This window comes from Shewanella septentrionalis (assembly GCF_025370265.1).
Taxonomy (GTDB): Bacteria; Pseudomonadota; Gammaproteobacteria; order Enterobacterales; family Shewanellaceae; genus Shewanella; species Shewanella hafniensis.
In genome coordinates this window covers 80853-98988 of the sequence record NZ_JAMTCC010000021.1, presented here as the reverse complement: position 1 = coordinate 98988, position 18136 = coordinate 80853, and the positions used below count along the sequence as shown (strand labels likewise).

The window sequence follows — 18136 nt, the reverse complement described above, 5'->3', positions numbered from 1 at the left end:
AAAAGGAGCCTAAGCTCCTTTTGTGAGTGCACTATGAGTAATGCCGTGATTGAGCTGATGGTCAGTGAGCAAATAGTTTACTGACCAACTTATGCTTAAATCTTAAATTGACCGATGTTGCGAGTGAGTGCGCGGGTCATATCCTCAAAACCTTGCAAGCTTTGCGACAAGTCCTGACTCGACAGCAAAGACTGATCCGACAATCCCCGCACATTATCGACATTGAGCGCCACTTCCTCGGCCGCCACAGCTTGCTGATCGATTGCCACGGTTATTTCAACCGTTTGCTGCTGAATTGACATAATCGCCGTGGCAATATCATTCAGTGCCGCTTCGACTTGGGTCGTTAAGTCTTGCCCCGCTTTCGCCTGCTCGACACCCGATTCCATCACTTGCTCAGCCTGCAATGCACTCTGTTGTAAGGTTTGAATAATACCTTGAATGTTGGCGGTAGAATCTTGGGTACGCGATGCCAGCGTGCGCACTTCGTCGGCCACGACAGCAAAACCGCGGCCTTGCTCACCTGCACGCGCCGCTTCAATCGCCGCATTCAATGCCAATAGATTGGTTTGCTCGGCAATATTACGGATCACACTCAAGACTTCACCGATTTGCTCTGAACTATTGCGTAAGTGTTTAATCACTTTCGCCGCGGCAATCACTTGCTCTGACAGCGCCTTCATCCCTTCGGTCGCACGGGAAACAATCTGTGTACCGTCGTGGGCTTGAGTTTGCGCCTTCTGGGCAAAATCATTGGCACGCTGGGCACTGACAGCCATTTCTTGGCTGGTTTGCGCCATTTGCGTTGCGGCGGTGGCAACCGAATCTATCTGCTGCTTTTGCGATGAGACCGACGATACGGCTAAATCACAGATTTGCCGCGCATCAATAACGCCCGAGCCCACCTCTTGGGTTAAACTGCGCGTATCCAACAACATGTGCTGCACTTTCTCGGCAAAGCGGTTAAAGGCATCGCCAAGTTTGCCTAACTCGTCTTCTCGAGCCATTAGAATACGTTTTGATAAATCACTGTCACCTTCGGCAATATCTTCCATCGCATCCAATAACTTAGCGAGTTGACGTCTAAAGGGTAGCAACATCAACCATACCGTCACGCCCATTAGCAGCATGATACCAATGGCGACCATACTGGCATTCCAGAACGCAGCGGTCACTGGCGCTTCAATCACTTCGTGGGGCAACATAAAGGCTAAGTGCCACTTTTGTTTGGGATAATCGCCGCCCACAGTCACAAAGCTCACCCGCTGGGGCACGCCATTGAACGTAACGTTAGCAAACCCTTGCGCTTCCCTTTGCATCTGTTGTCTTAATGCCGAAAACCCTGAGGTCTGCTTAAACTGAGTGTCCACTTGATTTGCCAAAGAACCCGGCGGGAAACGTTCTGAAAAACCAGCGAAATACACCAACTTGCCTTCGTCTGTCATCAAGAAAGCTTGGCCAAAGTCACGGTATTTGATCGGTGCCAGCAGGGATTTACCAATAGTATCAATCAAGATATCCATGCCGCCGATCCCAATCAGCTCACCATTGGCAGCATAAACAGGGGTTTTAACCGTGGCAGAAATTGAACCATCGTTCGCATCGACCGCAGGATCGCCAACAAACAAGCCACGCTGGTCAATCGCCTCCTGCCACCAAGGTCGTTTGTTGGTGTAGTAATCTGGGTCGCCATCGAAGCGGCCATTAAGGTCAAAGTACTCGAAGGTATTGGCCGAGCCAAAAAACACCGACTTAACATCGCTATCGCGATCGGAGAAAGACTTAAAGTAAGCAATAATGTCTTGATAATGGCGATCAGCCGCGAGATGACTGCCACGGGCGTGATACTGAGTAAACCATTTGACTAAACCCGGCTCGGCAAATACTGAATGGATCACTTGGCCCTTAGCAATAAAGTAGCCGCTGATCTCATTGGCTTTTAAGGCAACTAACGCCGAAATATCCGCATCGACTTGCTTTCGCGTGTTATCACTTTCTTTCGTTACCAACAAAGCGGCGACTAAGGTAAGCAGTACAGCAAGCGCTCCAACGATAGTCACCACTAACTGCAAACTTAGAGAACGTTTCATATATCCCATCAATCTTCCCGTCTGGCTGGCCAACAAGTTAACAATATGGCTCGCAAAAATAGTTTTACACGGTAACAATTTTTACCTGTTAACAACAGATGAAATCGCCATAAAAAACGTAAATAAGTATTTGTAAAGAAAGGACATTGGCTTTATAACAGGATTCGCTAAATTTAAGATATTTTGCAGAGGATGAGTTTGTAGAGGCAGAGTTTTACAGTCAGATAGACTATATACAGATTGGATAAATAGGAAGCGGTAGAAATAGGATCAGCGAGACACTCCCGCTGATCTCGATTTAGTGATTACATCTTAGTTTGTAGGTAGTTTTGCAACCCAACACGGTCGATAAGCCCAAGTTGTTTTTCGAGCCAATACATATGGTCAGACTCTGTATCGTCGAGTAATACTTCAAGGATTTCGCGGGTCTGGTAATCTTGCTTCTGCTCACACAGTGCAATCACTTTGCGCAAATCGTCCGCGACCTTGTATTCGTAGGCGAGATCATTACGTAGCATCTCTTCTACATCTTTACCTATGTTCAACGCCTCACGGGCGGCAACATTGGGTGTACCTTCGAGGAATAAAATGCGCTGCACTAATTTGGCTGCATGGGCTTTCTCATCATCTGACTCATGAGCGATACGCTCATAGAGTTCATTCAGGCCCCAATCTTCGTACATATGGGCATGGACAAAATACTGATCCATTGCCGAGAGTTCTCCCGTTAGGAGTCGATTTAACGCATCGATGACGTCTTTATCGCCTTTCATATTTTGCTCCTATTGGTCGCTAATTTGCGATTGTAGATAATTTTGAATCCCGGTTAGCGTAATGAGCTCTTGCTGCGACTCAAGCCAATCTAAGTGCTCTTCTTCGTCTTCGAGAATATCTTCCAGCAGATCGCGGCTCACATAGTCCTGTTCAGCTTCACACAAGCTGATCGCATCACGCAGCAATGTAAGCTGCTCTTGCACCATGGCCAGATCGCAATCGAGCATCTCTTGGCTATGTTCACCAATGCGAAGTTTTTCGAGTTGTTGCAGATTAGGCAGACCTTCCAAAAACAGCACTCGCTCGATGAGCTTATCGGCATGCTTCATATCTTGGATGGATTTTTTGTATTCGACGTGGTTTAACTTCTCTAAGCCCCAATGTTTAAACATGCGGGCATGGAGGAAATATTGATTGATGGCGGTCAACTCACAGGTAAGCACCCGATTCAGTTGCCCAACCACTTTAGGATGACCTTTCATAAGTTACTATCCTTGGTAAGCGTGAAAAGATTGATCTAAATCAAGCTTCTAGCCTAGTACAATTTATCGACCAACTCAAATTATCTTTATATTTCACCCACTTAATGATGAAAAGCATTCTCATTCCTGCTTAGATTAACGCGCTATCTCCCTCATAACCCAAGGATAAATTTAATTGGATGGTATAGCTTGATAAGTTTCATGCAAAAAAATAGCCTCCAGATAGGAGGCTATTGTCGAAACTGGCGATTGAGAGAATATTAAATAATACGGTCTTTGGTTAACTTCTCACGGCGCGCTTCTTCAGCGGCCATACGACGTTTACGTTTGTCACAAGGATCATCACAATCACACGCTTTTTCAATCCCTAGAACACCTAAACCGCCACAGCTTCCCTCGACGGCTTTGCGCTTGATGAGATAACCTATCGACATCAGCAAAAAGAACAGTAATAAAACTACAAATGCCGCGATAAAAGTGCTCATGTTAACTCCAACTACTTAAGGAAAGGCTTGAAGGCGTCACTGTAATAGACTTTAAATCCTTCGCCTTGCTTTTCAATTAGCATTATCGCCAAGTGTTCCTTCTTGGCAAGCTCCAATGATGCTTCTGTACCTAAAACCATCATAGCCGTCGCAAAACCATCGGCAGTCATGCAATTCTGATGCAATACGGTCACAGATGCTAGCTTATGATTGATTGGCAAACCGGTACGTGGATCAATTATATGGGTAAAACGTTGGCCGTCTTCCTCATAATAATTACGATAATCGCCCGAGGTCGCCATCGCCATAGTCCCTGGTGAGATAACCTGCTGTACGGCTTCTGAGCCATCATCGGTCGGTTGCTCTATGGCAACGCGCCAAGAGCTACCATCGCCTTTAGCACCTTTAATGCTCAGCTCACCGCCAATTTCAACTAAATACCCAGTCGCGTGGTATTTATCGAGAATGGAAGCCACTTTATCAACCCCAAACCCTTTGGCGATTGATGACAGGTCTACGTACAAATGCGCGTTATGCTTACTTAAACGATGACCTTCTATCGAAAGCTCACTAATACCGGTTTTGGCTTTCGCCGCATCGATATCGGCCTGAGTCGGAACCTTAGTTGGGCGCTTATCAGGACCAAATCCCCACAGGTTAACTAAAGGACCTAAGGTAATATCAAGTGCCTTATCCGTCACTTGATATAAGCGTATTCCCTCTTGCACCACTTTGATGGTATCCGCTGAAACTTCAACGCTTTGCTCCAATGGCAATTGGTTGAAACGGGATAATTCTGAATTTGGGCGATACGTCGACATCTGGTCATTGACTAGCTCAAGGGCTAAATCAATTTCCGCTTGAAGTAATTGCGCCGTCGGCATCTGCTCATTCGGCACGACTTTAATGTGATAAGTCGTCCCCATAGTGCTGCCCGCTAATGAAATGACCTCGTTCTGCTTCGAGCAGGCTGAAACAAAAAAGGCCAGCCCTACGAGGACTAGCCAGTTAAATGAATGCTTTAAAACTGAGGTATTGCTCTTTAAGGTCTGAAACATAGTGACCTACTACTCTTATTTGGGCCCTTAAATGCAAAAGTTGCAGATGAGAGATTATCCTCAACATCTGCAACTTTTCTATCTAGGACTAATGAACATTAGCCGCCGAAGTCATCCAACAAGATGTTTTCGTCTTCGACACCAAGATTTTTCAACATACCAATTACGGCAGCGTTCATCATTGGAGGTCCACACATGTAGAACTCACAATCTTCTGGTGCATCATGGTTTTTCAGATAGTTTTCATACAATACGTTATGAATAAAACCTGTGTAACCATCCCAGTTATCCTCTGGTTGAGGATCTGAAAGGGCCACATGCCATACGAAGTTGTCATTCTCAGCCGCAAGGCCGTCGAAATCTTCTACGTAGAACATTTCACGTTTAGAACGTGCACCGTACCAGAAGCTCATCTTACGTTTAGACTGAAGACGCTTCAGTTGGTCGAAGATGTGCGAACGCATTGGCGCCATACCCGCACCACCGCCGATAAACACCATTTCTGCATCGGTATCTTTCGCGAAGAATTCACCGAATGGGCCAGAAATTGTCACTTTATCGCCAGCTTTTAAGCTCCAAATGTAAGATGACATCTTACCGCAAGGCAGAGTCAGGTTACGTGGTGGAGGCGTAGCAATACGCACGTTCAGCATAATAATACCGAACTCTTCTGGGTAGTTAGCCATTGAGTATGCACGAATCGTTTCTTCATCAACCTTAGATTCAAGATTGAAGAAACCGAAGTGTTCCCAGTCGCCACGGTATTGTGCAGGTACGTCGAAATCTGCATATTTAACATGGTGAGCAGGTGCTTCGATTTGAATATAACCGCCAGCACGGAAGGGTACAGATTCGCCATCAGGAATTTGCAGCTTCAGTTCTTTAATGAAAGTGGCTTTGTTATCGTTAGAGATAACTTCACATTCCCATTTTTTGATACCGAAGATTTCTTCGTCAAGCTCGATTTCCATATCGTTCTTAACGTTAACCTGACAAGAAAGACGACAGCCTTTACGGGCATCACCTTTGCTAATGTGGTCAAGTTCTGTTGGCAGAATATCACCGCCGCCAGACTTAATCACTACGCGACATTGGCCACATGAGCCACCGCCACCACATGCACTCGATACGAAGATACCGCTGTTAGCCAAAACGCCTAACAACTTACCGCCAGCACCGGTTGTAATTGCTTTTTCAGGATCGTCATTAATGCCGATCGTGATGTCACCGCTAGCCACTAACTTAGACTTAGCGAATAAAATCACTAATACCAAGATGAGGACGATAGCAGTAAACATACTCACACCGAGGTAAACCTCGAGCGGAGTAGATTTAAAAATACCAAGAATATCCATTAACTTATCCTTAGAAGGTCCAATTCAAGAAGCCGTTATGTGTCTCTTACAGAGACACACCAGAAAACGACATGAAACCTAAGGCCATCAAACCAGCGGTGATAAAGGTAATCCCTAAACCACGTAGGCCGTTAGGCACGTCGGCATACTTCAGCTTCTCACGGATACCGGCCATCAATACGATAGCTAATGCCCAACCCACTCCTGAGCCGAAACCAAACACCACACTCTCGCCTAACTTGTAGTCACGCTCAACCATGAATGATACCGCACCAAAAATCGCGCAGTTCACTGTGATCAAAGGTAAGAAAATACCTAATGCGTTGTACAAAGGTGGAAAGTACTTGTCCAGTGCCATTTCCAGAATTTGAACCAAAGCCGCAATCACACCGATAAAGGTAATGAATTTCAAGAAGCTTAAGTCAGCTTCAGGTGCGCCAGCCCAAGCAAGTGCACCAGGAGCTAGCAGCCCTTGATAAATAACTTGGTTTGCTGGGACAGAGATAGTTAACACTACAACTACCGCAATCCCTAGGCCCATGGCTGTAGTGACTTTCTTAGACACAGCCAAGAAAGTACACATACCTAGGAAGAAGGCCAGTGCCATGTTTTCAATGAAAACAGAGCGAATTAACAGGCTAATATAATGTTCCATCGCACTTACCCTTTTGCTTCAACTTGCTCTGGCTTATAGGTACGAATAATCCAAATCAAAACACCGATCAGGAAGAACGCACTCGGAGGCAGTAGTAGCAGACCGTTTGGTTGGTACCAGCCGCCATCAGAGATCTTGTGCAGGATTTCAACACCGAACAGAGAACCGTTACCAAACAGTTCACGTACGAAGCCAACAGCTAACAGAATCGCACCGTAACCTAAACCGTTACCGATACCATCCATAAAGCTCATCATTGGCGGTGTTTTCATCGCGTAAGCTTCGGCACGACCCATTACGATACAGTTCGTAATAATCAGACCGACGAATACCGACAGCTGCTTAGAGATCTGATAAGCATAAGCCTGCAGCAATTGGTCAACCACGATTACCAAAGAGGCAATAATGGTCATCTGTACGATAATACGTACACTGCTTGGAATATGATTACGGATCATTGAGATAAACAGGTTCGAAAACGCTGTTACCGCAGTTAACGCCAACGCCATTACCAGTGCAGTTTCGAGCTTGCTCGTTACCGCTAATGCACTACATACACCAAGTACTTGTAAAGCAATCGGGTTGTTGTTGACTATAGGTCCGGTCAGAACCTGTTTCAGTTCTTTAGCGTCAGACATTAGTTGAGACCTCCATTGCGTGCTTTTTCAATGAAACTCGCAAAACCTTCTTTCCCTAACCAGAATGTCAGTGAATGTTGCACACCGTTACTCGTTAAGGTTGCGCCAGATAATGCGTCTACACCGTATTCAGTGCTAGCAACAGCTGGGTTTTTCGTTACGCTGATAGCAATGTTACCTTGCTCATCAAATAACTTTTTGCCATGCCATTTCGCTTTCCACTGAGCATTTTGCACTTCGCCACCTAAGCCCGGCGTTTCGCCTTGCTCATAGTAGACTAAGCTTTGCACTGTGTTTAGATCAGCATCCATAGCAAGGAAGGCATACATAGTAGACCAAAGGCCATAACCATGGATTGGCAGGATCACACTCGTTAATTTACCTTGCTCATCACGAACAAGATAAACCACAGCGTTATCCGCTACGCGTTTCACTGAAGCAATGTCGTTCTCAGGCACAAATGAGGTTTTCACATCACGAGACGCTTTACGTTGATCAAAAGTGTCAGCATTAACACCCTCAACCCAAGCACCCGTTTTTAAATCGACCAATTTAGCTTCGATGTGTTTGCCGTAAGTATCCAGAATTTGCGCTTTGGTGACCTTGCCAGCTTTAGTATCGATAAGACCAGCGGCTTCCAGAATGTACTTTTGCTTATCGAGCAGTTTATTTTCTGCTTGAGTCGGTCTCAGTAACACTGCTGCAGTAGACACAAATATCGCACAAATCAGACATAGGCCAACGACGATAAATAAGGTTCTGCCGAACGAATCTTTATTACTAGCCACGGGCAATCCTCCGCTTGATATTTGCCTGAACCACGAAGTGGTCGAACAATGGCGCGAACAAGTTAGCAAACAGAATTGCCAACATCATGCCTTCAGGGAATGCAGGGTTAATCACGCGGATAAACACAGCCATTGCACCGATCAAGATACCGTATGCCCATTTAGCTTGGTTAGTGAATGACGCTGACACTGGGTCTGTCGCCATAAACATCATGCCAAACGCAAAACCACCTAACACTAAGTGCCAGTACCAAGGCATTGCAAACATTGGGTTAGTGTCGCTACCGACAAAGTTAAGCAGAGTAGAAATGGCAATCATACCGACCATTACACCGCCAACAATGCGCCATGAAGCGATACGGGTGTAGATGATGACCAAACCACCTAACAGAATCGCTAATGTAGACACTTCACCAACAGAACCAGGAATGAATCCGAAGAACGAATCCCACCAGTTTTGGTTAATTGCATAATCTAATGTGCCCGCTGCAGCTTGGCTCAGTGCAGTCGCACCTGAGTAGCCGTCAGCCACAACCCATGAGGTATCGCCCGACATGTTCAACGGATAAGCGAAGAACAGGAAGGCACGACCCGCTAGCGCTGGGTTTAAGAAGTTACGCCCTGTACCACCGAACACTTCTTTCGCCACGACCACACCGAAGGTGATACCCAGCGCCACCATCCATAATGGGATAGTTGCTGGCAGCGTTAAAGCGAACAGGATAGAGGTAACGAAGAAACCTTCGTTGACTTCATGACCGCGGATAGAGGCAAACAGCACTTCCCAGATACCACCGACGGCGAAGGTCACCGCGTAGATAGGTAGGAAGAAACAGGCGCCATACCACATTAGCGCAGGCCAGCCAGAGTTTGCCGTCAGTTCGGTACCGAACATGCTGAACAAGCTCACTTGCCATACGTCAGGTGTAGCAAAACCAGCCACTAAAGCTAATTGAGCTTGTAAACCTACGTTGTACATACCCACGAACATCGCTGGGAAAGCACAAGCCCAAACCGTAATCATCATACGTTTTAGGTCGAGGTTATCGCGAACGTGGGTTTTGCCCTTGTTCACTTTACCTGGGGTATAAAAAATTGTGTATGCCGCTTCGAATAGGGCATAAAACTTTTCGTATTTACCGCCTTTTTCAAAGTCGGGTTCAATACGTTCGAAAAAATCTTTCAAGCTCATTAGCCTTCCCTCTCGATCGTATCTAGACAGTCACGCAGATATGAACCGTAGTCATACTTGCCTGGACATACGAACGTACACAGTGCGAGATCTTCTTCATCTAACTCTAACGCGCCTAAAGTGGCAGCACCGTCAAAGTCACCTGAAATTAAGTCACGCAACAACATAGTAGGAAGAATGTCCAATGGCATTACACGCTCATAGTTACCAATTGGCACCATAGCGCGGTCTGAACCACCAGTACTGGTCGTCATACTGAACAGACGAGAAGGAGCAAGATGTCCTAAGAATGCACGAGTGATAGAATATTTGTCTGAGCCTGGTAATACCCAGCCTAAAAATTCTTTCTCTGTACCTTCTTCTAACAGACTTACTTGAACATGGTAACGACCTAAATACCCTTGTGGGCCAACGGCTGTACGACCATTCAGAACAGAGCCTGAAATCAGACGAACATTACCATCTAAGGCTTCACCTGCGGTTAATTCAGTCATACTCGCGCCCACAACAGTGCGTACGAGTCTTGGCTTAGCCGCTTTAGGGCCTGCGATCGCAATAACACGTTCGGTATTGAGTTCACCCGTCGTAAATAGCTGACCAATTGCTATTACATCTTGGTAACCAATATGCCAAACGGTACGTTTTGCAGAGGCAGACAATAAGAAGTGAATATGAGTACCGACTAATCCTGCAGGGTGCACACCAGCAAATTCTTCAACTTGGGCGTTTGCAGCAGGAATATCAGCGCCAGGCGCTTTACAAAGGTAAACTTTACCGTCAGTAAGTCTTGCTAAGACCTTAAGACCATTAGCAAAATCTTCTTTATGCTCACGGATCACCACAACGGGATCAGCGGCAAGAGGTTGAGTATCTATTGCGGTTACAAAAATACCAGCAGCAGAAGAGTCTACAGCAGGAACTTTGCTAAAAGGACGAGTACGCAATGCTGTCCATAAACCTGATTCGATCAGATTGTCACGGACTAACTGCGAGTCGAGCGTATCGAGTGCAGTGGCATCATATTTAGCAAAGGCAACGCTTTCGTTTCCTTCCACTGCAATGACAACAGACTGCAGAACACGCTGGGCGCCCCGGTTAATGTCTAATATAGTACCACTGGCTAAAGCCGTATATTTAACGCCTAAATTCTTCTTATCTTCAAAAAGAACCTGGCCTTTTTGTACTTTATCGCCCACTTTGATTTTCATCGTTGGACGTAAGCCAATATACTCTTCACCCAAAGTAGCTACATGTTTAATGGCTGGGCCATTATGGATAACTTGCTCTGGTCCGCCTGCTATAGGCAGTTCCAATCCTTTCTTAATTGTAATCATATCCACAAGCACTACGTTTGAAGGAAAGACAATGCGCCGCGTTCCTGCTAAATACTTAGGTTTTAAACAAAACCTACTGCATTGAGCTAGCGCAGATTTATCACAGAAATGCGATCGCAATCACGCTGGTCGCGCGCATTTTACCCCAATTGACTTGGCATCGCCACGAAAATTATAGGTGATTTCAAACCTAAAAAATGGATTGAAAAGAATCATGCGCTACAGCGTTCGCCTTCCGACCTAGTGACGGATCAGAAAGAGAGAATATTACGGCCACTGGGTACTATAGCATTAATAATTAAAGATTTAATTTAGCAAAAAGTCGAAACATCCACTAAACGCGTCTTAAATCGATCTTATTTGTTTCAATTGATTTAAATTCAAACGAAATAAAATTCAACTTAAAAGCGCCATTGATAACCTAAATAGCTAATACGTCCATTTTCCGATCGAATTCCGCTATTTGATGCTGTTGTGACTAATGTCTCATCTAAGAGGTTTTCTATCCGAAAATAAATCTCATGGTGACTGTTAAAATGATAATTCGCCGCTAAATCTACCCGCCATTGTGCAGCGACAGACTGTAATTCGGCGCCAAATTGGCCCATTTCCCGCTCCGATTGATAAAAGACATTCGCGTTCAGTTCATATTCGGCATACTTCATTCCAGCACTCAACTGCAGCTGCTGCTCGGGTAACCACGCCACCCTATCGCCAGCCACGACGCAGCCTTGAATTTCATTGCAGCTATTAGTTTGATACTCAGCATTCGAATACTGATAATTTAACGCCAAAGGCAACTGCACACTGCCCAGTTCCCATTGATAGCCAAGATTCAGCTCAACCCCTTTGGTCTGCACATCCACGACATTGCCTTGAACCCACAAACGGCTGTCGGCGCATTGGGTATACGCATCGCAATTGACATGCAGGTTATCAAAATCTTGAATGTAGGTTTTAATATCAGCACTAAAATGCTCGCTAGCATATTGGGCGCTGACTTGATATTGCAGCGACACTTGCGCTTCTTGCTCAAGATTCCCCGCACTCGCGGCGGTCCAGGAGCGTCGAATATCTGCACTAAAGCGCCAATCTCCAGCATGATATAAAACGCCAAGCTGTGGCATCCAATCGCTATCAGAAAAATCCGCCGCTTCGAGTCCGGCGTAGGCTAGATTGACCTCGCGATTGACGTCCACTTTTTCATAGGCAAGCGCGAGTTTGAGCTGCAATCCGTCCCAATTAAACAAGGAATCGATGGCCGAGGTGAATGCGGTCGCATCATCGGTATAAGCCAACAGCGCATCGGGCGCATCACTCACTAGACTCAAGTCCTGCTGCCATAGACTTTGCTGTTCACCAAGGTGCATCTCAGCTTTATCAGTATGGTAACGGGCACTCAAACTAATTTGATGGGCGCCATATTGATTCACGGACTCAGTTTGTACCCCAAAGGAGCTAAAATCATTGTCTTGTTGTAACGAAGCGACCGCGACGCCATCGACTGTCGGCTGCCGTTCAAATGCGGCCAGCGCTGCTAAACTCTGGGTATCGAGCATTTGCCCATCAAATTGATTAAGTTGATTTAATTGCTGCGAATAGGATTGATAATAAAAGTCCGTGATGACCTTATGCCCACCACTTAACGCAACTTGGTGTGACAATTGATACTTATGGTGTCGCCCTTGGTGCTTATCTGCCGCAGTGGCTGAATACAAACTCATAGGATCTTGTTGCCAATCTGCTGGTGTTAAGCCGAGTTGGGAGCGATAGCTATCATCATCGAGGAACTGGTAGGTAAACTCAGTCACCTGCGGACTTCTGGCACCTAATAAACTCGCAGCATTGATTTTAAATAAGATATCAGTGGTTTGGCGGTCAGTATCTTGACCGTTAAGCAAGCGATCCGCGCCACTAGCATCACTGTAGTTAACCGCGAGTATCATGCCGTATTCTTTTTGCTTCACGCCCCAATTCACATCGACACTGTAATCGGCATCGGTATTGCCTTCGAGCGTTACCTTACTGTTTTCCGCTTGTTCGGCCACAGGTAAGGTTTGATAACTCACCACCCCAAACGCCCCTTGCCCACCAACAGCCATGTTCGCCATTGGCGTGACGGTGACACTCTGTTGTTGCAGCAGATTGGGCAATAGTTGTAATTGCGGCGCAGAATATGGCGCAGGTGAGAAATACACTCTATCTTGCAATACGGCCACGCCTTGACTCGCGCTGCGCATACTAATGCTTGCTGGATTTCCGTTAAGATCCGCAGGTAAAACCGTCAAAGCCGTTAACTGGCCTAAGGCTAAACTGTCAGCAGTGGAGTGGAATGTGTCATTGAGCAGGTTCAGTTCAAGCATTTGACTGTGGAAATCATCGGCGAGCGTTGTGTTAGAACAGGCAAGAGATACAGACATTGCACAGAGTGATACTGTGAAGTAACGACTAGGCATACCAAGCTCCCAAAAATTTTGTTAGCGTACGGTGTTTTTGTTATTAACTTGTAAAATAGCTGAATTTGTTTGAAAAAAAAAGCGACTCTCGTCGCTTTCTCTCATTAACTTTAAGAAACTGAATTTACTGGCTAAGCACTCTTATACAAGTAAGAGTGCAAACCGTTACAGATTACCTAGAATTTCGTCGCTTAATTTCAAATCATCATTGCGATTCACACTCACGCCAGCCGCAATAATATTACGGGCGATATCTTGTGCCTGCTCTAACGAATGCATCTCATACGTACCGCATTGGTATTCGTTCAGCTCAGGGATTTCAGACTGCTCAACCACTTTAAGCACATCTTCCATCGAAGCTAACCACGCATCGGCCACTTGGCGCTCAGTCGGCTCTCCAATCAAACTCATATAAAAGCCGGTACGACATCCCATTGGCGAAATATCGATGATCTCAACATTGCTACCATTTAAATGGTCACGCATAAAGCCAGCGAATAAATGCTCCAGAGTGTGAATACCACGCTCACTGAGAATATCTTTATTCGGTGCGCAAAAACGTAGATCGAATACCGTAATCGCATCGCCCTTTGGCGTGCTCATGTGCTTAGCAACACGAACTGCTGGGGCATTCATTCGAGTATGATCGACGGTAAAGCTATCAAGTAATGGCATAGGGATCTCCAAATTCTCAGGGCGACATCAACGCCACTGTAACTGTCTATTTATGGCTTGCAAGCATAACACCAAATGAATTACGCCGATAACAAGATAATTTAAGATGAAATCATCTCATATAAATCAGCTGTTAATGTGACAGTGAGTGCTAAAAACGGCACGCATTTAGTGTTGACGCTGTTGGCTGTAAGCATCCTCAGATATTTTATGATACTGGCGTACACCTTGCTCGTAGGCGTGATAGGCGGCGTACACTTTGCGCATTAAAGGATCTTGATTAGCTTGCTCTTCAATCACTTGTTTAGAAATTTTCTCAAGTTCCAACAACACTTTCGGTGGAAACGCTTTAAGCACCACCCCTTCATCATTCACTAAGGTTTCAAGGGCGGCCACGTTTCGGGTCGTGTATTCATCGAGCATATCTTGATTAATGGCTCTCGCCGCGACTTTAACTATGGCTTGTAAATCTTGAGGTAAACTCTCGAAGGCGGCTTTATTAATCAAGAATTCCATATTAGAACCCGGCTCATGCCAACCAGGGTAATAGTAGTACTTCGCCACTTTATGTAGACCAAAGGCAAGGTCGTTCAATGGCCCCACCCACTCAGCCGCATCAATCGAGCCAGTTTGTAGCGCACCATAGAGTTCACGCCCCGCCATATTCACAGGGATAGCGCCGACACGCTTTAATACTTCGCCACCCAAGCCCGGCATACGGATCTTCAATCCCTTAAAATCGGCAATCGTATTAATCGGTTTATTGAACCAGCCGCCCATTTGCATGCCCGTATTGCCACCCGCGAGGGGAATGATGCCAAAGGGGCGATACACTTCTTCCCACAATGCCATGCCACCGCCGTAGTGAAGCCAGCCGTTCATTTCTTGCGCCGTCATACCAAAGGGAATCGATGAAAAAAACTGCGCAGCGGGCGCCTTACCTTTCCAGTAATAAGAAGCGGCATGGGCCATTTGAATTTTTCCCTGACTCACGCCATCAAAGATGGCAAACGCTGGCATCAATTCCCCCGCGCCATAAACCTGAATTTTTAACCGACCGTTAGACATGTCATCGACTAAATGCGCAAAACGCTCAGGTGCCATACCTAAACCGGGGAAGTTTTTGGGCCAAGAGGTTGCAAGGCGCCATTCAATTGCGGGGATAGCTTGGGGATCATCCGTTGCGGCATGGGAAACGGCTACGTTTTGCGCATCACTGGCTACGGGGTTACAACCGCTCAGCCCCATCAGCAGCATTAAGACGAGCACACTCCCAAACTTACGCATTTTTAATACTCTCCCTGAAATAAAACGAACCCATAGTGCCAATAGACGTGAACATGCACTCAGGACAGAGCTCTGCAATCGCACCACTCAACCCCTTAAAATAAAACATATTGTTAACACAGAAACACAGTGAGGGAAACCAGAAACTCGAGGGGTAAAACCAGAAAATGGCCTTAGTTTGACCTAAAACAAAAAACCACTCTATGGAGAGTGGCTTTGAAATCTAAGCTAAAAATATTGGAAAGCGATGAATTAACCGCGACAATTTGGCGTATTAGGCACTTGTACATTCGCATCCCATTCACTTTGAGTGAATGTGTGAATCGACAAGGCATGCACGCCATTCGCTAACTCATGGGCTAAGTGAGTATTAACCAATCGATGCCGGGCCAAGAGACGTAAACCATCAAACTGCTCACTCACGAGCACAACTTTGAAATGGGTTTCCGAATTCGGTGGCACATGGTGACGATTACTTTCGTTGATCACTTCTAAGTGAGTCGGCGAGAAGCCTTCAGTTAACTTCTGCATGATAGTGATAGCCACTGTGCCCTGCGCATGAGTATTGGACATATTCGAGTCTCAGAATGGGGAAATCCAGTGGCCGCAGAGTACTGCTTCAGGCGGAAAAGATCAAATTCACTTAGTCTGTTTGCTGCTCAATAACCACTTTATAAGTCATCTTATTTAGCAGGCCGTTCACCGCCATCAGTAATAAACAGGAGGCAATGAATAGCTGTCATTTAACAACGGGCATTTAGCCATGGAAATTAACGATGAGTTGCCTAAAGGTGTAATTCCAGCGGGGCTCTTTTACTTTCAAACGTTTAGGTAAGCTGTGCAGCCAATCGTTTTGCATAGGCCAGTGCATGATTAGCAGATCGCCGCTGTGCAAACTGATGCAGTGCTTGGTTTGGCTATGTTTATGCTTAAGCACAAAATCCCGCGTGGCGCCTAAGCTAATAGAAGCAATATGGCTGCCACGGGCAATTTCCGGTTCATCATCGCTATGGGCGCCCATACAATCTTTTCCATCGGCGTAACGATTGACTAATACTCCATTACTCGCCAAACCATAATCCCGCGCTAACTTATCCCTCAACTTCTGGGCATATTTAGGCCAAGGTAAGGCGCGGATAAACAGTCCTGAATATAAATAGTCACAGCCCAAATCGCCAAACCACACTTGCTGGCGAGGAATTGCGTGAAACTGACCGAATACTTGGATTTCAGGGCGGCTTAAGGGATAAGTCTGCGCTTCTGTCATCAACGCAAGTTGCTGCTCAGCATTAAGATAACCCCGCACTAAGGTGATGGGCGGTATGGGTTGCTCAGCTTTTTTCGAACCTTGTTCAGCCATGCTCAAACTTAACTGCAAATCAGGATCCGCCGCGGCATCAAGCTCAGAAAACAAATCGTAACCTTGGTTGTCACGCCGCTCATTATCTTTAGCCATCAACCTACTTGTCCCCCGCAACTATCGATCCGTTTGCTTGCCGCTTCGTCCATAGCAGGGCTAACATTCGCTCTTGATGCTGAGCCGTCGCACTGCGCCATGAAATCTGCGATAATCTGCGCCTTAATTTATTGGCGCAGTGTGGCACATGACAACACAATTTTCAGTAGCGGGTGTTGAACTCGAACTTTTACGGTATCCAGCTCAGCAGGAATCTAATCTTCAAGCTTGGGATGCCGCCGATGAACACTTACTCAAAAGCCTTATTGAGTCAGAGCAAGCCGCCGTGCCAACCGCCATTATCAACGACAGTTTCGGCGCCTTAAGCTGTGGTGTATCGAAACTGAATCCAAGTTGGCCACTGTGTGTTGAAACCGATGCCAGAACCAGCTTTTTAGGCACAGAACAAAACCATGGCCGCAATCAGTTGCCGCTGGATAATCTGCAATGGTTTACCAGCCGCGATACCTTGCCAGAAAACTTAGCCTTAGTATTGATGAAGTTGCCTAAAAACTTAAGCTACTTTGCCCACCAGCTAACACGCTTATCGCAAGTGTTACCCGCTGGCACTCGTATATTAGTGGCAGCCAAAGCCAAATCGATTAATGGCGCCTTGCTCGATGTCTTTGCTAAGCATTTAGGCCAAGCAAGCGCTAGTTTAGCGTGGAAAAACACCCGAGTAATTACCTGTGTCAGTGATGGTAAACCCAGACCATTAGCCAAAGAAGTGACTTGGGCCGTACCTGAATATCAACTTGAGATCAGCAACTTAAGTAATGTGTTTGCCGCCAACAAACTCGATATTGGCGCACGCATCATGCTCGAAAATTTGCCGAAAGGAGATTTCAAGTCGATTGTCGATCTCGGCTGTGGCAATGGCGTGCTGGGACTGCGAACCGCTCAGTTATTCCCTGAAGCTGATATCCACTTTATCGACGATTCCGAAATGGCGGTCGCATCAGCCAAGGCAAACTGGGCACGTAATCAATTGCCTGCAGACAAAGGCCACTTCTATTGGGACGACTGCATGACGCATCTGCCAGAAGAAGTGCAACCGGATCTGGTGCTGTGTAATCCGCCCTTCCATCAAGGTGAAGCCATTACCGATCATATCGCGTGGCAGATGTTTTTAGACGCCCGCCGCCACTTAAAAGACGGGGGTATTTTACATATCGTCGGCAACCGCCATCTGGCCTACCATGTGAAATTACAGCGCTTATTTAAAAACTGCACCACAGTCGCCTCCAACGGTAAATTTGTGATCCTGCAGGCGCAAAAGAAATAATCCTGCCGCTAATTCCTGCCACTATGAGTACTTTAATCAGGGCCAGCAATGTCTGGCTCTTTGTTAAACTTAACCCGCTAAAATATTGTTCTACTCCACTATCAGCACTTTGTGACACTCGCTATG

At 46.1% G+C, this 18136-nt stretch carries 17 protein-coding genes; 1 reads left to right on the top strand and 16 read right to left on the bottom strand.

The annotated features are described in order from the left end of the window. Positions 1–95: 95 nt before the first annotated feature. The 16 genes from NE536_RS13445 to NE536_RS13370 all read right to left on the bottom strand — a co-directional run bounded on the left by NE536_RS13445 (position 96) and on the right by NE536_RS13370 (position 16725). On the bottom strand, positions 96–2099 hold the full coding sequence (locus NE536_RS13445) for a methyl-accepting chemotaxis protein (RefSeq protein ID WP_261273001.1): 2004 nt from the start codon (positions 2097–2099) through the stop codon (positions 96–98). Positions 2100–2395: 296 nt separating this feature from the next. Next, entirely contained in the window at positions 2396–2863 is a 468-nt protein-coding gene (gene bfr, locus NE536_RS13440) for a bacterioferritin (protein WP_011918791.1), read from the bottom strand. Positions 2864–2872: 9 nt separating this feature from the next. Next, complete coding sequence (bfr, locus tag NE536_RS13435; RefSeq protein ID WP_006080475.1) at positions 2873–3346, bottom strand: bacterioferritin; 474 nt, start codon at positions 3344–3346, stop codon at positions 2873–2875. Positions 3347–3606: 260 nt separating this feature from the next. Further along, the gene (nqrM, locus tag NE536_RS13430) at positions 3607–3831 is read right to left on the bottom strand and encodes a (Na+)-NQR maturation NqrM (protein ID WP_063884096.1); all 225 of its coding nucleotides are present in this window, start codon (positions 3829–3831) and stop codon (positions 3607–3609) included. Between the two features lie 11 nt (positions 3832–3842). Beyond that, on the bottom strand, positions 3843–4889 hold the full coding sequence (locus tag NE536_RS13425; protein WP_063884097.1) for an FAD:protein FMN transferase: 1047 nt from the start codon (positions 4887–4889) through the stop codon (positions 3843–3845). A gap of 98 nt (positions 4890–4987) precedes the next feature. Next, positions 4988–6244, bottom strand: coding sequence for an NADH:ubiquinone reductase (Na(+)-transporting) subunit F (nqrF, locus tag NE536_RS13420; protein WP_006080471.1), 1257 nt, complete (start codon positions 6242–6244; stop codon positions 4988–4990). A 46-nt stretch (positions 6245–6290) separates the two neighbouring features. Beyond that, positions 6291–6899: an NADH:ubiquinone reductase (Na(+)-transporting) subunit E gene (gene nqrE, locus NE536_RS13415; RefSeq protein ID WP_006080469.1), complete on the bottom strand. Its 609-nt coding sequence runs from the start codon at positions 6897–6899 to the stop codon at positions 6291–6293. Positions 6900–6904: 5 nt separating this feature from the next. Continuing rightward, positions 6905–7537 carry an NADH:ubiquinone reductase (Na(+)-transporting) subunit D gene (locus NE536_RS13410; protein WP_006080467.1) on the bottom strand — a complete coding sequence of 211 codons (633 nt, stop codon included), beginning with the start codon at positions 7535–7537 and terminating at the stop codon, positions 6905–6907. Next, positions 7537–8325 (bottom strand): Na(+)-translocating NADH-quinone reductase subunit C, encoded by a 789-nt coding sequence (locus NE536_RS13405; protein WP_107948845.1) that lies wholly within the window; start codon positions 8323–8325, stop codon positions 7537–7539. Before NE536_RS13405 ends, NE536_RS13410 begins: the two co-directional genes overlap by 1 nt. Beyond that, positions 8318–9517: an NADH:ubiquinone reductase (Na(+)-transporting) subunit B gene (locus NE536_RS13400; protein ID WP_006083936.1), complete on the bottom strand. Its 1200-nt coding sequence runs from the start codon at positions 9515–9517 to the stop codon at positions 8318–8320. Before NE536_RS13400 ends, NE536_RS13405 begins: the two co-directional genes overlap by 8 nt. Beyond that, the gene (locus NE536_RS13395) at positions 9517–10851 is read right to left on the bottom strand and encodes a Na(+)-translocating NADH-quinone reductase subunit A (RefSeq protein ID WP_006083937.1); all 1335 of its coding nucleotides are present in this window, start codon (positions 10849–10851) and stop codon (positions 9517–9519) included. The genes NE536_RS13400 and NE536_RS13395 overlap by 1 nt, the downstream gene beginning before the upstream one ends. Positions 10852–11252: 401 nt before the next feature. After that, the gene (locus NE536_RS13390) at positions 11253–13307 is read right to left on the bottom strand and encodes a TonB-dependent receptor domain-containing protein (RefSeq protein ID WP_261273000.1); all 2055 of its coding nucleotides are present in this window, start codon (positions 13305–13307) and stop codon (positions 11253–11255) included. Positions 13308–13472: 165 nt separating this feature from the next. Continuing rightward, entirely contained in the window at positions 13473–13982 is a 510-nt protein-coding gene (gene luxS, locus NE536_RS13385) for an S-ribosylhomocysteine lyase (protein ID WP_261272999.1), read from the bottom strand. A gap of 168 nt (positions 13983–14150) precedes the next feature. Next, positions 14151–15269 (bottom strand): TRAP transporter substrate-binding protein, encoded by a 1119-nt coding sequence (locus NE536_RS13380; RefSeq protein ID WP_261272998.1) that lies wholly within the window; start codon positions 15267–15269, stop codon positions 14151–14153. Positions 15270–15521: 252 nt separating this feature from the next. Beyond that, the gene (locus tag NE536_RS13375) at positions 15522–15842 is read right to left on the bottom strand and encodes a BolA family protein (protein ID WP_261272997.1); all 321 of its coding nucleotides are present in this window, start codon (positions 15840–15842) and stop codon (positions 15522–15524) included. 184 nt (positions 15843–16026) lie between these two features. After that, complete coding sequence (locus tag NE536_RS13370) at positions 16027–16725, bottom strand: alpha-ketoglutarate-dependent dioxygenase AlkB family protein (RefSeq protein ID WP_261272996.1); 699 nt, start codon at positions 16723–16725, stop codon at positions 16027–16029. A gap of 148 nt (positions 16726–16873) precedes the next feature. Here NE536_RS13370 and NE536_RS13365 point away from each other — a divergent pair, with 148 nt between their 5' ends. Further along, positions 16874–18010: a methyltransferase gene (locus NE536_RS13365; RefSeq protein ID WP_261272995.1), complete on the top strand. Its 1137-nt coding sequence runs from the start codon at positions 16874–16876 to the stop codon at positions 18008–18010. Positions 18011–18136: the final 126 nt, after the last annotated feature.

Bases quoted from the DNA above. Each gene is read 5' to 3' on its own strand.
- bfr (WP_011918791.1), bottom strand. From the start codon at position 2,863: ATGAAAGGCGATAAAGACGTCATCGATGCGTTAAATCGACTCCTAACG.
- NE536_RS13365 (WP_261272995.1), top strand. From the start codon at position 16,874: ATGACAACACAATTTTCAGTAGCGGGTGTTGAACTCGAACTTTTACGG.
- NE536_RS13400 (WP_006083936.1), bottom strand. From the start codon at position 9,517: ATGAGCTTGAAAGATTTTTTCGAACGTATTGAACCCGACTTTGAAAAA.
- NE536_RS13375 (WP_261272997.1), bottom strand. From the start codon at position 15,842: ATGTCCAATACTCATGCGCAGGGCACAGTGGCTATCACTATCATGCAG.
- NE536_RS13390 (WP_261273000.1), bottom strand. From the start codon at position 13,307: ATGCCTAGTCGTTACTTCACAGTATCACTCTGTGCAATGTCTGTATCT.
- NE536_RS13410 (WP_006080467.1), bottom strand. From the start codon at position 7,537: ATGTCTGACGCTAAAGAACTGAAACAGGTTCTGACCGGACCTATAGTC.
- bfr (WP_006080475.1), bottom strand. From the start codon at position 3,346: ATGAAAGGTCATCCTAAAGTGGTTGGGCAACTGAATCGGGTGCTTACC.
- NE536_RS13395 (WP_006083937.1), bottom strand. From the start codon at position 10,851: ATGATTACAATTAAGAAAGGATTGGAACTGCCTATAGCAGGCGGACCA.
- nqrM (WP_063884096.1), bottom strand. From the start codon at position 3,831: ATGAGCACTTTTATCGCGGCATTTGTAGTTTTATTACTGTTCTTTTTG.
- NE536_RS13445 (WP_261273001.1), bottom strand. From the start codon at position 2,099: ATGGGATATATGAAACGTTCTCTAAGTTTGCAGTTAGTGGTGACTATC.
- NE536_RS13425 (WP_063884097.1), bottom strand. From the start codon at position 4,889: ATGTTTCAGACCTTAAAGAGCAATACCTCAGTTTTAAAGCATTCATTT.
- nqrF (WP_006080471.1), bottom strand. From the start codon at position 6,244: ATGGATATTCTTGGTATTTTTAAATCTACTCCGCTCGAGGTTTACCTC.
- NE536_RS13370 (WP_261272996.1), bottom strand. From the start codon at position 16,725: ATGGCTAAAGATAATGAGCGGCGTGACAACCAAGGTTACGATTTGTTT.
- nqrE (WP_006080469.1), bottom strand. From the start codon at position 6,899: ATGGAACATTATATTAGCCTGTTAATTCGCTCTGTTTTCATTGAAAAC.
- luxS (WP_261272999.1), bottom strand. From the start codon at position 13,982: ATGCCATTACTTGATAGCTTTACCGTCGATCATACTCGAATGAATGCC.
- NE536_RS13380 (WP_261272998.1), bottom strand. From the start codon at position 15,269: ATGCGTAAGTTTGGGAGTGTGCTCGTCTTAATGCTGCTGATGGGGCTG.